The 13,761-nt window shown below is 69.6% G+C and carries 16 protein-coding genes and 1 pseudogene; 2 read left to right on the top strand and 15 right to left on the bottom strand.

The features are described 5' to 3' along the window. From Raf01_RS08200 to mqnC, 10 genes and pseudogenes are all read right to left on the bottom strand, one after another. Window positions 1–338: pseudogene (locus tag Raf01_RS08200) on the bottom strand (hypothetical protein); the annotation flags it as partial. After that, a complete protein-coding gene (locus tag Raf01_RS08195; RefSeq protein ID WP_203917143.1) occupies window positions 335–1,054 on the bottom strand; it encodes an NADH-quinone oxidoreductase subunit C in 720 nt (239 codons plus the stop codon). The pseudogene Raf01_RS08200 and the gene Raf01_RS08195, both read right to left, overlap by 4 nt. Window positions 1,055–1,129: 75 nt before the next feature. After that, window positions 1,130–1,804 (bottom strand): NuoB/complex I 20 kDa subunit family protein, encoded by a 675-nt coding sequence (locus Raf01_RS08190; RefSeq protein ID WP_203917142.1) that lies wholly within the window; start codon window positions 1,802–1,804, stop codon window positions 1,130–1,132. Window positions 1,805–1,818: 14 nt separating this feature from the next. Next, complete coding sequence (locus Raf01_RS08185) at window positions 1,819–2,187, bottom strand: NADH-quinone oxidoreductase subunit A (RefSeq protein WP_203917141.1); 369 nt, start codon at window positions 2,185–2,187, stop codon at window positions 1,819–1,821. Between the two features lie 115 nt (window positions 2,188–2,302). Then, on the bottom strand, window positions 2,303–3,610 hold the full coding sequence (locus tag Raf01_RS08180) for a geranylgeranyl reductase family protein (protein ID WP_203917140.1): 1,308 nt from the start codon (window positions 3,608–3,610) through the stop codon (window positions 2,303–2,305). A 114-nt stretch (window positions 3,611–3,724) separates the two neighbouring features. Continuing rightward, entirely contained in the window at window positions 3,725–4,450 is a 726-nt protein-coding gene (locus Raf01_RS08175; RefSeq protein ID WP_275412966.1) for a demethylmenaquinone methyltransferase, read from the bottom strand. Window positions 4,451–4,568: 118 nt separating this feature from the next. Further along, a complete protein-coding gene (locus tag Raf01_RS08170) occupies window positions 4,569–4,787 on the bottom strand; it encodes a hypothetical protein (protein WP_203917138.1) in 219 nt (72 codons plus the stop codon). A gap of 93 nt (window positions 4,788–4,880) precedes the next feature. Continuing rightward, window positions 4,881–5,762, bottom strand: coding sequence for a glycoside hydrolase family 16 protein (locus tag Raf01_RS08165; RefSeq protein WP_203917137.1), 882 nt, complete (start codon window positions 5,760–5,762; stop codon window positions 4,881–4,883). Further along, window positions 5,762–6,226: a MarR family winged helix-turn-helix transcriptional regulator gene (locus tag Raf01_RS08160; RefSeq protein ID WP_203917136.1), complete on the bottom strand. Its 465-nt coding sequence runs from the start codon at window positions 6,224–6,226 to the stop codon at window positions 5,762–5,764. Before Raf01_RS08160 ends, Raf01_RS08165 begins: the two co-directional genes overlap by 1 nt. 209 nt (window positions 6,227–6,435) lie before the next feature. Continuing rightward, entirely contained in the window at window positions 6,436–7,632 is a 1,197-nt protein-coding gene (mqnC, locus tag Raf01_RS08155; protein ID WP_203917135.1) for a cyclic dehypoxanthinyl futalosine synthase, read from the bottom strand. A gap of 122 nt (window positions 7,633–7,754) precedes the next feature. Between mqnC and Raf01_RS08150 the strand changes: the two genes are divergently transcribed. After that, a complete protein-coding gene (locus tag Raf01_RS08150; RefSeq protein WP_203917134.1) occupies window positions 7,755–8,696 on the top strand; it encodes an aldo/keto reductase in 942 nt (313 codons plus the stop codon). Window positions 8,697–8,743: 47 nt separating this feature from the next. On the opposite strand, the gene paaE is transcribed toward Raf01_RS08150, so the two are convergent. From paaE to paaA, 5 genes are all read right to left on the bottom strand, one after another. Then, entirely contained in the window at window positions 8,744–9,853 is a 1,110-nt protein-coding gene (gene paaE / locus Raf01_RS08145) for a 1,2-phenylacetyl-CoA epoxidase subunit PaaE (RefSeq protein ID WP_203917133.1), read from the bottom strand. Between the two features lie 79 nt (window positions 9,854–9,932). After that, window positions 9,933–10,394, bottom strand: coding sequence for a 1,2-phenylacetyl-CoA epoxidase subunit PaaD (gene paaD / locus Raf01_RS08140; RefSeq protein ID WP_239133458.1), 462 nt, complete (start codon window positions 10,392–10,394; stop codon window positions 9,933–9,935). 74 nt (window positions 10,395–10,468) lie between these two features. Continuing rightward, on the bottom strand, window positions 10,469–11,173 hold the full coding sequence (gene paaC, locus Raf01_RS08135) for a 1,2-phenylacetyl-CoA epoxidase subunit PaaC (RefSeq protein ID WP_203917132.1): 705 nt from the start codon (window positions 11,171–11,173) through the stop codon (window positions 10,469–10,471). Further along, entirely contained in the window at window positions 11,170–11,463 is a 294-nt protein-coding gene (gene paaB / locus Raf01_RS08130) for a 1,2-phenylacetyl-CoA epoxidase subunit PaaB (protein WP_203917131.1), read from the bottom strand. Before paaB ends, paaC begins: the two co-directional genes overlap by 4 nt. Further along, entirely contained in the window at window positions 11,460–12,566 is a 1,107-nt protein-coding gene (gene paaA, locus Raf01_RS08125; RefSeq protein WP_373319492.1) for a 1,2-phenylacetyl-CoA epoxidase subunit PaaA, read from the bottom strand. Before paaA ends, paaB begins: the two co-directional genes overlap by 4 nt. Window positions 12,567–12,828: 262 nt before the next feature. Here paaA and Raf01_RS08120 point away from each other — a divergent pair, with 262 nt between their 5' ends. Next, window positions 12,829–13,758 carry a hypothetical protein gene (locus Raf01_RS08120; protein ID WP_203917129.1) on the top strand — a complete coding sequence of 310 codons (930 nt, stop codon included), beginning with the start codon at window positions 12,829–12,831 and terminating at the stop codon, window positions 13,756–13,758. Window positions 13,759–13,761 lie beyond the last annotated feature (3 nt).

The raw sequence follows: 13,761 nt of genomic DNA, 5'->3' as shown, positions 1-13,761 counted from the left end.
GAACCCTGAACCCAGTTCCGGAACTCGATGTTCTTCTCGATACCCGTGTGCAGGTAACCGACGACCGGCCGCGCGTCGACGACCGTCTCGCCCTCGAGCTCCAGGATGAGCCGGAGCACGCCGTGCGTGGACGGGTGCTGCGGGCCGAGGTTGACCACGATCCGTTCGTCGTGGATCGGGTCGTCACCGGCGAGGGTGTCCATCCAGTCCCCACCGGTGACGGTGAAGACCCGGCCCTCGGTGGTCTCTCGGGCGCTGGCGTAGGCGTCGGTGCCCGGTCCCGCGCTGGCGGACCCGGCGTCGCCGTCGAGCGGCGCGTTGTCGGTGGCTTGGCTCACTGGTAGCTCCTCCGCTGGTCCGGCGGCGGGATCTCGGCGCCCTTGTACTCCACCGGGACACCGCCGAGCGGGTAGTCCTTACGCTGCGGGTAGCCCTCCCAGTCGTCCGGCATCAGGATCCGGGTGAGGCCGGGGTGGCCCTCGAAGACGACGCCGAACATGTCGTACGCCTCGCGTTCCTGCCAGTCGGCCGTCGGGTACACCGAGGTGACACTCGGTACCCGCGGCGCCTCGGCGGAGACCGCGGTCTCCAGCCGGACCCGCCGGCGGTAGGTCATCGAGGTGAGCTGGTACACGATGTGCAGCCGGCGCTCGTCGGTGGCGAGGTAGTCCACCCCGGACACCGAGGAGCACAGCTCGAAACGCAGCGCCGGGTCGTCGCGCATGGTCCGGCAGACCTCGAGGATGCGCTCTGGCTTGATGTGCAGAGTCAGCTCGCCGCGGTCCACGACCACGTGCTCGATGGCGTCCTCGAAGCCCGGGTGCGCCTCGACCAGCGCGTCGTGCACCTCGTCGAAGTAGTCGCCGTACGGCCGCTGCGCGTCCACGATGGTCGGCCGGCGGCGGTTGAGGCCGCCGAAGCCGGACGTGTCGCCGGTGCCTTGGACGCCGAACAGGCCCCGCTGAGCGGGGCTCGCCGGCGGGAACTCGGCCGGGGCGCCGGTCTGCGCGCCGACCGGGTTGGCCGAAACGGGCACGTTGCCGGACTCACTCATGCGCCCGCCTCGCTTCGCTCGTGGGGCGCATGAGCGGCGGCACGCCGAGCTTGTTGGTTCGCTCGCTGCGCTCGCTCACCGGTTTACCCCTCCGGACAGGTGGTTCTGGGCCTTCATCCAGTTCTCGATGCGCAGCTGCTCCTCGCGGCCTTCCTTGACCGCCTGCTCCCACTCCGCGCGTCGGGCCTTGTTCTCCCGATACGAGGAGGGCATGGCGCCCGGCGCTACGACCGGCACGTCGCCGCGGGCCTTGCGGGCCTCGAGCATCTTGCGGCCGTTCGGGCCGAGCGGCTGGTGAAGGATCTTCTCGCGCAGCTTCAGGATCGCGTCGATCAGCATCTCCGGCCGGGGCGGGCAGCCGGGCAGGTACATGTCCACCGGTACGACGTGATCGACGCCCTGCACGATCGCGTAGTTGTTGAACATGCCACCCGACGAGGCGCACACGCCCATCGAGATCACCGAGCGCGGCTCCGGCATCTGGTCGTAGATCTGCCGCAGCACCGGCGCCATCTTCTGGCTCACCCGACCGGCGACGATCATGAGGTCGGCCTGGCGGGGCGAGGCGCGGAACACCTCCATGCCCCAGCGGCCCAGGTCGTAGTGCGGGCCACCGGCCGCCATCATCTCGATGGCGCAGCAGGCCAGGCCGAACGTGGCTCCCCAGAACGACGACTTGCGCGCGTAGTTGGACAGCTTCTCGACCGAGGTGAGCAGGATTCCGCTCGGCAGTTTCTCTTCGATACCCATGCCGGATCCCAGCCTTAATCCCAGTCAAGCCCGCCGCGCCGCCAGACGTAGGCGTACGCGACGAACGCGGTTGCGATGAACAGGAGCATCTCCACGAACCCGAAGGTGCCCAGGGCGTTGAAGGAGACCGCCCACGGGTACAGGAAGATGATCTCGATGTCGAAGACGATGAACAGCATCGCCGTCAGGTAGAACTTGACCGGGAAACGCCGCCCGCTGCCGACCGGCTCCGGAGTCGGCTCGATACCGCACTCGTACGCGGACAGCTTCGCCCGGTTCGGCCGGTTGGGTCCGACCACCGGAGCGATCGCCACGGAGAACAACGCGAACAGGGCGCCGAGCACCACAAGCCCGACGATCGGTACCCACTGACCGAGATTCATGATCAGCTCCGCCTTGCCCTTCCTTGAACGTTTCCGCTGGCAAGTAACTTATTCGTAGCGCTTAAAGCACCCGAAACTGGGGTGATCCGTACCACGCCGTATCGGTTAAATTCGTTCATACTGCCGGCGCCACCTTCGTCAGACCGTTGATGATCCGGTCCATCGCGTCGCCGCCCCGCGGGTCGGTGAGGTTTGCCAGCAGCTTGAGTACGAACCGCATCAGCATCGGGTGCGGCATTCCATGCCGGGTGGCCACCTTCATGATCTGCGGGTTGCCGATCAGCTTCACGAACCAGCCGCCGAGCCGGTAGTAGCCGCCGAACCGGGCCCTCAGCTCCATCGGGTACTGCCGAAGAGCCCGTTCCCGCTCGGGTCCGGCCGGTCGGGCCAAGGCCTGCACCACGATCTCGGCGGCCAGCTCGCCGGACTCCATGGCGTACGCGATGCCCTCGCCGTTGAACGGGTTGACCATGCCGCCCGAGTCACCGACCAGCAGCACGCCCCGGGTGTAGTGCGGTACCCGGTTGAAGCCCATCGGCAGCGCCGCGCCCTGGATCGGGCCGTCGGCGTACGCCTCGTCGTTCATCGTCCAGTCGTCGGGCGTGGTGGACAGCCAGTCGGTCAGCATCGTCCGGTAGTTGGTCTTGCCGAACGCCGAACTGCTGTTCAGTACGCCGAGGCCCACGTTGACCCGGCCGTCGCCCATCCCGAAGATCCAGCCGTAGCCGGGCAGCAGGGCCTGATCCTCGTGGGAGGAGCGGCTGCCGCCGCGCTGCCTCGATGCCGGGCTGCGCAGTTCCAGCCAGGACTCCAGGTAGTCGTCGTCGTGCCGGGCCGGTGAGTTGTAGTAGCGCCGGACCGCGACGCCGATCGGCCGGTCCTCCCGCTTGGCCATGCCCAGCGCCAGCGCGAACCGGGCCGACACCCCGTCGGCCGCCAGCACCAGCGGCGCGCGGAACTCCTGCGGCTCCTTGCCCGGGCCGACCTGCGCCTTCACGCCGACCACCCGGCCGGCCGCGTCAAGGATCGGACCGGTGACGTTGTGGCCGGTCAACAGCGTCGCGCCGGCCTCGGTCGCGGCGGTCGCGAGCAGCTGGTCAAAGTCCAGCCGCGTGCGCACCAGGCCGTAGTTCGGGAAGCTGGCCAGGTCCGGCCAGTCCAGTTCGAGCCGGATACCGCCGCCGATCACGCGCAGGCCCTTGTTGTGCAGCCAGCCGGCCTTCTCCGAGGTATCAATACCCATCTTGACCAGCTGCCGGACCGCACGCGGGGTCAGGCCGTCGCCACAGACCTTCTCGCGGGGGAACTCGCTCTTCTCCAGCAGCAGAACGGAGATGCCGTGCCTGGCCAGGTGGTAGGCGGCGGTGGAGCCGCCAGGCCCGGCGCCGACGACGATGACGTCGGCCTCTCGAGTCTGGATCACGACTATCACCGCCTCGCTTCTTACTGGTACCCGGCCTGCTCGTGAAAGTCTTCACAAGCAGGCTCCGGCCAGCAGTCTAAGACCGCTCCCAGGTACCTTCCGGGTTAGGCATACCTAACCTTCAGGATCTCCCACCGCCACGGGCAGCTCGGCCGCCCGTACGGCGCGGTGCAGGGCGACGATGCCCCCGGACAGGTTCCGCCACGCCACACTCCGCCATCCGGCCTCGGTCATCCGCTCAGCCAGTCCGGCCTGGTCCGGCCACGCGCGGATCGACTCGGCCAGATAGACGTACGCCTCCGGATTGCTGGACACCCGGCGGGCCACCTCAGGCAGGGCCCTCATCAGGTACCCGAGGTACGCGGTCCGGAACGCGCCGTTCGTGGGATGGCTGAACTCACACACCACCAGCCGGCCCCCGGGCCGGGTGACTCGCGCGAGCTCGGCCAGGACCGCCCCGGTGTCGTGCACGTTGCGAAGGCCGAAGGAGATGGTGACCGCGTCGAAGACGCCATCGCGGAACGGCAGCCGCAACGCGTCGCCGGCAAGCAGCGTCACCTGCCTGGACTGCCGGCCGGTGCGCAGCATGCCCAGCGAGATGTCCACGCCGACCGGACGGGCGCCGGACCGGGCCAGTTCCTCGGTGGACACGCCGGTACCGGCGGCCAGGTCGAGGACCAGCTCACCCGGGTTCAGCTCCAGTGCCCGGCGGGTTGCGGCCCGCCACAGCCGGTCCTGACCGAACGAGAGGATGGTGTTCGTCACGTCGTACCGCTTGGCCACGCCGTCGAACATGGCCGCGACTTCGTGCGGCTGCTTGTCCAGGTGTGCCCTGCTCACGTCCGCCATGCTGCCACCGCCTCCGGTAGCGCCTTCGGGCGGGGCGGGCGCTGGGCGCCCCGGTCGTTACTCGGTGGCCTTCGGGTGCGCGGTGCTGGCGTACGTGATCCACACCGTCTCACTCCCCGATGTCGGCGTGCGGCGGGACCGGTCCGTGATCATCGGTAACCGGCTTGGTCAGCTCCTTGAGCAGAGCGGAGTCGGCGTATACGGCGGCTGTGGCCTTCCACTCGCGGACGGTCTGGCCGAGCACCTCCCACCGGCCGAGTTCGGCCGCCGCCAGAGCGTTGCGGATGAAGTCGCCGACGAATTCCTTGAGGTCTCCGGCGGGCAGCACCTGACTTATCCAGAGGTCTCGGCAACCTCGATTGCGGACGCCGCCGGCCGGGCGGTCCCGTCACGGGGTCCACCCGGCCGGTCACGGGCCCGGTCAGGCGCCGTCGGTACGCAGGATCCGCACGTCGTCCACCAGGGCGGTCGCCGGCAGCGTCGTCGGGCCGACGTCGCCCACGAACCTGCCGCCGATGCGTACCGACAGCAAAAGGAACATCGGCTGGTCGAACACCCAGCCGTCGGTACCGGTGTCGGCCGGGGTGACCGTGTCGATCAGGCGGCCGTCCACGTACCAGCTGATGCTGTCCGGATCACGGTTCCACTGGGCGGCGAAGGTGTGGAACCCGTCGCCGTACGCGCGCTGGCCCGGGTCGGTGTAGATCCCGCCGAGGCCGAACGGTGGCGCCGTCTCGTGGCAGGTCGGGCACTGGATCGCGTAATGAACCTGGTCGGGTTGGGCACCGAGTTGCTCGGCGACGTCGATCTCGCCGTTGGCCGGCCACTTGTCGACGTCGTTGCCCCAGGTCCAGATCGAGGTGCCCACTCCGGCGCCGGACGCCGGCCGGACCCGCGCCTCGATCCGGAGGCTGCCGCCCTCCGGAGGCAACAGGTCGTGCGGCACGCTGATCAGGCGTGCGGACCAGTAGTTGCCTTCGCTGTCCATGGTCGCGGTGATCCGCAGGTGCCCGTGGCCGTCCAGGCCGGCGTTCGCCGGGTCGTCCCGGTATACCTCCAGGTCGCCGTTCTCGTGATGGCCGTCGCCGTCGACCTGCCAACGGCCCGGATCCGGCCGGGCGCCCGCCCTGCCGGTGAAGTCGTCGCGCCAGATGGTGACCCAGCGCGACGGCCGAGTGCTCGGCGCGTCCAGCGCCGCACGACTCAGGCCAGCCGCCGGTGCCGGCGTGGCCACCACCGCCAGCTCACCGACGGCGGCCAGCGCGACGGCCGCGATGAGAATCGTTCGGACACGACTGGTCATCATGATTCCTTCCACCAGGGATGAGTACGGGCAGCCGGCGGGTCGGGCGGCGGCTCGGCGCTGGTCAACCGCCTGGTGAGCGCGGTGTACTCGCGCACGTCCCGCTCGTTCCAGTCCTTGATCAGCTCAGCGAACACGTCCAGTCCCTGCCTGATCAGCCGGTCGAGCTCCGCCCGGCCGGCCGGGGACAGCACCACCCGGTACGAGCGCCTGTCTCGCGCGTCGGGTGTCACGGTGACCCAACCGCCCTCGCTCAACGCCTTGACCCGGCGGCTCACCGAGGATGCCGGCGCCGGCAACGCGTCGGCCAGCTCGCTGGGCGTCAGGTCGCCACGCCGGGCGAGCACCTCCAGGACGGCGACAAGTTCTGGGTTGAACGCCTTGGCCTGGCCGCGACGGATCTGGTTGACCAGCGTCATCACGGCTCCGGCCAGCGCCCGCACGTCATCGTCGGAAACGGTCACGAGATAGATGCTACCGCATAGCAACTATCTCGCCAGCCCGGTGACCAGACCGGGCAGGGCCAGCGTTCAGGCCGAGCGGGAAACGGCCGGTCAGGTCGCCGGGGCCGGCGCTCGGCGCCGCGAGTCGGCGGCGCCGTCGTCAGCGGGCCAAGTCCTCAGTGGTTGTCGTCGGTGGCGTGGTCAGTGCGCGCCGCGGTCAGCGGGCGCCGTCACTGGGCGTCGATGACGCTCAGCGCGGTACGCCCACCGGCGCCGCCGCCGGGCAGCGCGATCGAGGAGAAGTGCGAGACCACACGCTCGTCCGTCGGGTCGTCGGCCGGCGTCCAGTGCACCTTGAGGTGCCGGTACAGGGTGTCCCGCTGGGCCGGGGTCCGGTCCGCGCCGCGGATCATCGAGACCAGCTCGGTGAGCTTCGACCGGTGCCGGGCACCCGCGCTGGAGATCACGTTCTCTTCCAACATGATCGACCCGAGGTCGTCGACGCCCATGTGCAGGGACAGTTGCCCGACGTCCTTGCCGGTCGTCAGCCAGGACGACTGCAGGTGCGCGACGTTGTCGAAGAACAGCCGGGCCACCGCGACAAAGCGCAGATATTCCAGGTTGGTCGCCTGGGTGCGGCCCTTGAGGTGGTTGTTTTCCGGCTGGTACGTCCACGGGATGAAGGACCGGAAGCCGCCGGTGCGATCCTGCACGTCACGGATCATCGTGATGTGCTCGATGCGCTCCGCATTGGTCTCGCCGGTGCCCATCATCATCGTCGCGGTCGACTCGACGCCCAGGTTGTGCGCGATCTCCATGACCTCGAGCCAGCGCGCCCCGGACTCCTTGAGCGGAGCGATCGCGGTGCGTGGCCGCTCCGGCAGCATCTCCGCGCCGGCACCGGCGATCGAGTCCAGGCCGGCCGCCTTGATCCGGCGGATCGACTCCTCGATGGACACGCCCGAGACCTTCGACATGTGCAGGACCTCGCTCGGCCCGATCGAGTGGATGACCAGGTCGGGGTACGCGGCCTTGACCGCCGAGAACAGCGTCTCGTAATACTCCACGCCGTAGTCCGGGTGGTGACCGCCCTGGAGCATGACCTGCGTGGCACCCAGGTCGACCGCCTCACCGCACCGGCGGAGGATCTCCTCCGTCGGGTGCGACCAGCCCTCCTCGTGCTTCGGAGCCCGGAAGAACGCACAGAACTTGCACGCCGTGACGCAGACGTTGGTGTAATTGATGTTGCGGTCGATGATGTACGTCACGATGTTGTCCGGGTACCGCCGCCGGCGCACGGTGTCCGCGGCCTCGCCGAGAGCGTGGAACGGGGCGTCCGTGTAGAGCAGCAGCGCTTCCTCCGGGCTGATCCGCCCGCCGTCGGCCGCACGCCGCAGGATGTCGTCAAGCTCCCGGTTAGCCGTCACGACTTCGAGAGTAGCCGCAGTCCGGAAGCCCGTCGCCTCCAGCCGACACCGGCCGAGGCCCCGGGCGAGGCCCCCGGGGCTGGCCAGACCCGGCGAGCCTAGGCTCTTGGACCATGGCAGATATGCGTTTTCGCCGGCTCGGCGCGTCGGGGCTGGTGGTCTCGGTCGTCGGCATCGGCTGCAACAACTTCGGCCGGAAGGTCGATCTGGACGGGACGCGGGCCGTGGTCGACGCGGCGCTCGACCACGGGATCAACCTGTTCGACACGGCCGACATCTACGGCAACCCGCACGGCGCCTCGGAGGAGTTGCTCGGTGCCGCGCTCAAGGGCCGTCGGGACGATGTGGTCATCGCCACCAAGTTCGGGATGAACATGGAAGGCGCCAACGGAGCCGACTTCGGTGCCCGGGGCGCCCGCCGGTACATCCACCGGGCGGTGGAGGCATCGCTGCGCCGGCTCGGTACCGACTACATCGACCTGTACCAGCTGCACGAGCCGGACGCGGCCACCCCGATCGCGGAGACCCTGTCCGCGCTGGACGACCTCGTGCGCGCCGGCAAGGTCCGGTACCTCGGCAACTCCAACTTCAGCGGCTGGCAGATCGCCGACGCGGCCTGGACCGCGCGGACCGGCCACCTGACCCCGTTCGTCAGCGCCCAGAACCAGTACAGCCTGCTGGAGCGCGGCGCCGAGGCGGAGGTACTGCCGGCCTGCGAGCGGTTCAACCTCGGCATGCTGCCGTTCTTCCCGCTGGCCAGCGGCCTGCTCACCGGCAAGTACCGGCGCAACGAGACGCCCCCGGCCGGCGGCCGGCTGTCCGAGGAGCGCTATGCGCAGCGGCTGGCCAACGCGCGCTGGGACACGATCGAGGCGCTGGAGGCGTTCGCCGACAAGCGCGGGCTGAGCCTGCTCGACGTCGCGATCGGCGGGCTGGCAGCCAAGCCGGCGGTGGCCAGCGTGATCGCCGGTGCGACCCGGCCGGAGCAGGTGGCCGCGAACGTCGCGGCGGCGGCGTGGGTGCCCTCGGACGAGGACCTCGCCGAGCTGAACGCGATCGGCTGACCCGGCCCCGGCCGGCCCCGGTACCGACCCGGGCCGGCCGGGACCGGTCAGGCGTCGTAGTCCACGGTCAACGTCTCGGTCACCGGGCTGGACTGGCAGGTCAGCACGTACCCGGCGGCCAGTTCGTCGGGTTGCAGGGCGTAGTTGCGAGCCATCTGCACCTTGCCGTCGACCAGCCGGGCCCGGCAGGTCGAGCAGACCCCGCCCTTGCACGCGTACGGCAACTCCGGCCGTACCCGCAGCGCGGCGTCCAGCACCCGCTCCTGGCGCCCCATCGTGAAGGTGGACGCGCGCCCGTCGAGCATGATGGTGACCGTCGCACCCGACTCCGGTGCCGATTCCGGTTCCCGGGACGCGACCGGTGGCGCCTCCTCGACGTGGAACAGCTCGGTGTGTACCCGCACCTCCGGTACGCCACGCTCGGCGAGCACCGCGCGGGCATCGGTCACCATGCCGTACGGGCCGCACAGGAACCACTCGTCCACGCCGGCCGGGTCGAGGAAGTTGTCGAGGATCCCGCCGATCCGGGTCCGGTCCAGCCGGCCGGACAGCAGTTCCGCGTCGCCCGGTTCCCTGGACAGCACGTGCATCAGGTGCAGCCGGGCCGGGTACCGGTCCTTGAGATCGGCCAACTCTTCGATGAACATCACCGACCGGGCGTACCGGTTGCCGTACATCACGGTGAACGCGCTCTCCGGCTCGGTCGCGAGCGCCGTGGCGACCAGGGAGAGGACCGGCGTGATGCCGGAGCCGGCGACGATCGCCGCGTAGTGCCGGCCGCGCCCGGCGGCGAAGTCGGTGGTGAAGTGGCCCAGCGGCGGCAGGACGGCGATCGCGTCGCCGGCATGCAGGCCGGCCATCACGTACCCGGAGAACACCCCGCCGGGCACCTGCTTGACACCGATCCGCAGCCGGCCGTGAGCGGCCAGTTCGGCCGGGGTGGAACAGATCGAGTACGAGCGCCGGACGTCCTGCCCGTCTTCCACCCGCCGTACCGTCAGGTGCTGCCCGGCCCGGAACGCGAACACCTCACGCAGCTCGTCGGGTACCGCGAAGGTGATCACCACCGCGTCGTCGACCAGCCGGTCGACGGCCTCGACGGTCAGCTCGTGGAATTGCGGCCGACGCCGGACCGGCCGCGTGATGACGACACTCATGCCGGATCCTCTTCGACCAGTCCGGCTCGGCGCGTCTGACACCGCGCGGCGACCCAGACCAGTCGCTCCGCTGTCTCGCTCACAGCGGCTTGATCTGGTCGAAGGGCTCGCGACAGCCGCGGCACCGCCACAGCGCCTTGCACGCGGTCGAACCGAACTGGGACAGGCGCTCGGTGTCCAGCGAGCCGCACCGGGGGCATTTCACCGACAGCGCCACCGGGACCGGACCGGCGAGCCGGACCGGCGGCGCGATGCCGGCCGCGGCCAGCTTCGTGCGGCCGGACTCACTGATCAGATCGGTGCTCCACGGCGGGTCGAGCCGCGTCACGATGTCCACATGGCGGTGCCCGGCGGCGGCTAGGGCGGCGCGGATGTCCGCGCGGATGGCGTCCATCGCCGGGCAGCCGGAGTACGTCGGCGTGATGGTCACCGTCACCCGGCCACCGGCGTCCACTGCCACCGAGCGCAGCACGCCCAGTTCGTCGATGGTGAGCACGACCAGTTCGGGGTCGGCGACGGCCGCCACGATGTTCCGCGCGATCGCGGCGTCGATCGGCCCGGCGGGAGCGGCGGCGCCCGGCGACGCGGTGGAAGCGGCGGCGCCCTGCTGCGCGCTCACCACCGGGCCCCCGGGTGTGCCCGGTGCAGGACCTGCATCTCGGCGAGCAGGTAGGACAGCTGCTCGGTGTGCCGGCCGTCCCGGCCCCCGGTCGGCGCCCAGCTGTCGGCCGGCCGGACCAGTGTCGCCCGGGTCAACACACCCTCCACTGTGGACAACCACTCGGCCCGCAGGTCGGGCTCCTCCTCGAACAGCTCATGCGTGTACGGCCACACCTCGTCGACCGCCGCCTGCATCCTGCGGTGCGACTCGTCGGTACCGTCGCCGAGCCGCAGCGTCCACAGGGTGGCGTGGTCTTCGTGGTACGCGGATTCCTTGACCGCCTTGGCGGCGATGCCGGCCAGTCGCTCGTCCGCGCCGGTCGCGAGGCGCCGGTACAGCAGACGCTGGTACGCCGACACGAACAGCAGTTTGGCGATCATCACGGCGAAGTCCCGGTCGGGCAGCTCGACGAGCAGCGCGTTGCGGTACTCCCGATCGGTACGCAGGTACGCCAGCGCGTCCTCGTCGCGCCCGGCACCCTCGACCTCGCCGGCATAGGACAGCAGCAGTCGGGCGACACCGAGCTGGTCCAGCGCGATGTTGGCCAGAGCCACGTCCTCTTCCATCTCCGGCGAACGGGTGCACCAGTGACCGAGCCGCTGCGCGGTCACCAGCGCGTCGTCGCCGAGGGCGAGGAGCCGGTCGACACTGGTGGTCACAGGTGTGCCGCCCCTTCGGGTACCTGATAGAAGGTCGGATGGCGGTAGACCTTGTCGGCGGCCGGGTCGAAGAACGAGTCCTTCTCGTCCGGGCTGGACGCGACCACCGCGGCCGCCGGCACCACCCAGATCGACACACCCTCCTGGCGGCGGGTGTAGAGATCCCGCGCGTTGCGCAGGGCCAGCTCGGCGTCCGGTGCGTGCAGGCTGCCGACGTGAGAGTGCGCCAACCCGCGCCGGGGCCGGACGAACACCTCCCACAACGGCCACTCCTTCTTGGTCTCGCTCATGCCGCCGCCTTCGTCGTCGGTGCGTTCCGCTTGGCCGCGTACGCCGCGGCGGCCTCGCGCACCCACGCCCCGTCGGCGTGCGCCGCGTGCCGGTGCGCCGCGCGCTGCCGGTTGCACGGCCCGTCGCCCTTGATGACCCGCATCAGCTCGGTGTAGTCCGGCTGGGTGTAGTCGTGCGCCTGGCGCTGCTCGTTCCACCGAAGGTCGGGGTCGGGGATGTCCAGCCCGAGCACGGACGCCTGCTGCACGCACATGTCAACGAACCGCTGGCGCAGTTCGTCGTTGGAGAACCGCTTGATCTTCCAGGTCATCGACTGCTGTGAGTGGGTGGAGTCGGCGTCGGGCGGGCCGAACATCGCCAGCGACGGGTACCACCAGCGGTTCACGGCGTCCTGCGCCATCGCCTTCTGCCCGGGCGTGCCGTGTGCGAGCGTGTGCAGGATCTCGTATCCCTGCCGCTGGTGGAACGACTCCTCCTTGCAGATGCGGATCATCGCCCGCGCGTACGGACCGTACGAGCAGCGGCACAGCGGCACCTGGTTGACGATGGCCGCACCGTCGACGAGCCAGCCGATGGCGCCCACGTCAGCCCAGGTCAGAGTCGGGTAGTTGAAGATCGACGAGTACTTCTGCCGGCCGGCCAGCAGCAGCTCGACCAGGGCGTCGCGGGACACCCCGAGGGTCTCGGCGGCGGCGTAGAGATACAGCCCGTGGCCGGCCTCGTCCTGCACCTTGGCGAGCAGGATCGCCTTGCGCTTGAGCGAGGGCGCACGGCTGATCCAGTTGCCCTCGGGCTGCATGCCGATGATCTCCGAGTGTGCGTGCTGCGCGATCTGCCGGATGAGACCCTGCCGGTACGCGTCGGGCATCCAGTCCCTGGGCTCGATCTTCTGATCGGCCTCGATCACCGCGTCGAAGTAGCGCAGCAGCTCATCCCCGTCGGCCGCGACGCCGGGATCGGCGACCCGGGCGGCTCCCGCCTCGCGGAGCGCGCGCTCGGCGGCGGCAACCTCGTCGAGCAGGTGAGACGGCCCGCCCGGCGCTCCGGCGCCAAGCCCGGCCCCAGCCACCTCATCGGGCACGTTGAAGTCGTTGCCGTACACGTGCTCAGTGTTACAGCAATGTCCGTTCCCGGCAATGGCCTGTAATAGCGACCGAAAATGCATAGCGGCCTTTGCCGCTTACTATGTGATTTCGGGCACGAGGAATTCTCACAATCGCCTGAGGCAACACTTACCGACAACTGATCCTGTCGAGATTCGCTACAACCGGTGGGAGCAATCCGCCGTCAGACCGGGTACCGTCGGCGGACGTAACCCCCGATAACCGAACATCCCCCCGACCCGGTTTGGAGTCATCGCCGCCATGCGCCCCCGCGTGGTCATGTTGACGTGCCTGGCCGTCTCAGTTGTTGTCGCGAGCGCCCTCCTGCTCGTTCCGGCGACCCGCGTTCAGCTCGAGGCGCTCACCACGCACGGCAAGGCCGCTGCCGCCAACCCCGGACAGTCGCCGGCCGCCAAGGCGAGAATGATCGCGCAGGCCCCGCCGCCGCTGCCCATCCTCAGCGCGCCCGGCAACCCGGCGTCCGTGACATCCGGCTCCAGCCACACGATCTTCTTCGGGTGGGCGTTCCTCGACCGGACGACCAAGAAGATCACCGGTTCGGCGAACAGCGTCACGAGCCCCAACACCACCGAGTCGATGGTCAAGGCATGGATCGCCTCGGACTACCTGCGCACTCACCCGTCGCCGAGCGACGCGGTACTGAACGAATTGCACCTCATGATCATTAACAGCAACGACAACATCGCCCAGAAGTACTACAAGGTCGGTGGCGGCAACGCCGACATGACACGCATGATCAAGACTTGCGGGCTGACCCACACGACCATCAAGAGCGGCTGGTGGGCCGAGACCGCGATGCCGCCGCAGGACGCGGTGAAGTACGGCGAGTGCGTGGCCGACGGGACGGCGGCCGGAAAGAAGTGGACGTCCTGGGTCCTCGACCAGATGCGGCACGTCCAGGGCACCGTCGCGCAGAACAACCCGAAAGACGTTGAGGTGCAGGGCGGCCACTGGGGGATCATCGACGGCCTGCCGGCCAACCTGGTGGCGACCACCTCGATCAAGAACGGCTGGACCGATTACGGCGGCTCCTGGCACGTCAACTGCCTCGCGATCAACCCAGCCTGGGTGCTCGCCGTCGAGATGCGCACGAACACGGACTCCCTCCAGACCGCCGCGGACGTCTGCGCACATGTCGCCGGCCAGCTGACCGTCACCCCGGAGATCTGACCG

Source organism: Rugosimonospora africana (genome assembly GCF_016862975.1).
In the GTDB taxonomy this organism is placed as follows: Bacteria; Actinomycetota; Actinomycetes; order Mycobacteriales; family Micromonosporaceae; genus Rugosimonospora; species Rugosimonospora africana.
Note: the sequence above shows the minus strand (reverse complement) of the source record. Positions and strands in the feature narration are given on the sequence as shown.

Bases quoted from the DNA above. Each gene is read 5' to 3' on its own strand.
- Raf01_RS08195 (WP_203917143.1), bottom strand. From the start codon at position 1,054: ATGAGTGAGTCCGGCAACGTGCCCGTTTCGGCCAACCCGGTCGGCGCG.
- Raf01_RS08190 (WP_203917142.1), bottom strand. From the start codon at position 1,804: ATGGGTATCGAAGAGAAACTGCCGAGCGGAATCCTGCTCACCTCGGTC.
- Raf01_RS08185 (WP_203917141.1), bottom strand. From the start codon at position 2,187: ATGAATCTCGGTCAGTGGGTACCGATCGTCGGGCTTGTGGTGCTCGGC.
- Raf01_RS08165 (WP_203917137.1), bottom strand. From the start codon at position 5,762: ATGACCAGTCGTGTCCGAACGATTCTCATCGCGGCCGTCGCGCTGGCC.
- Raf01_RS08150 (WP_203917134.1), top strand. From the start codon at position 7,755: ATGCGTTTTCGCCGGCTCGGCGCGTCGGGGCTGGTGGTCTCGGTCGTC.
- paaE (WP_203917133.1), bottom strand. From the start codon at position 9,853: ATGAGTGTCGTCATCACGCGGCCGGTCCGGCGTCGGCCGCAATTCCAC.
- paaB (WP_203917131.1), bottom strand. From the start codon at position 11,463: ATGAGCGAGACCAAGAAGGAGTGGCCGTTGTGGGAGGTGTTCGTCCGG.
- Raf01_RS08120 (WP_203917129.1), top strand. From the start codon at position 12,829: ATGCGCCCCCGCGTGGTCATGTTGACGTGCCTGGCCGTCTCAGTTGTT.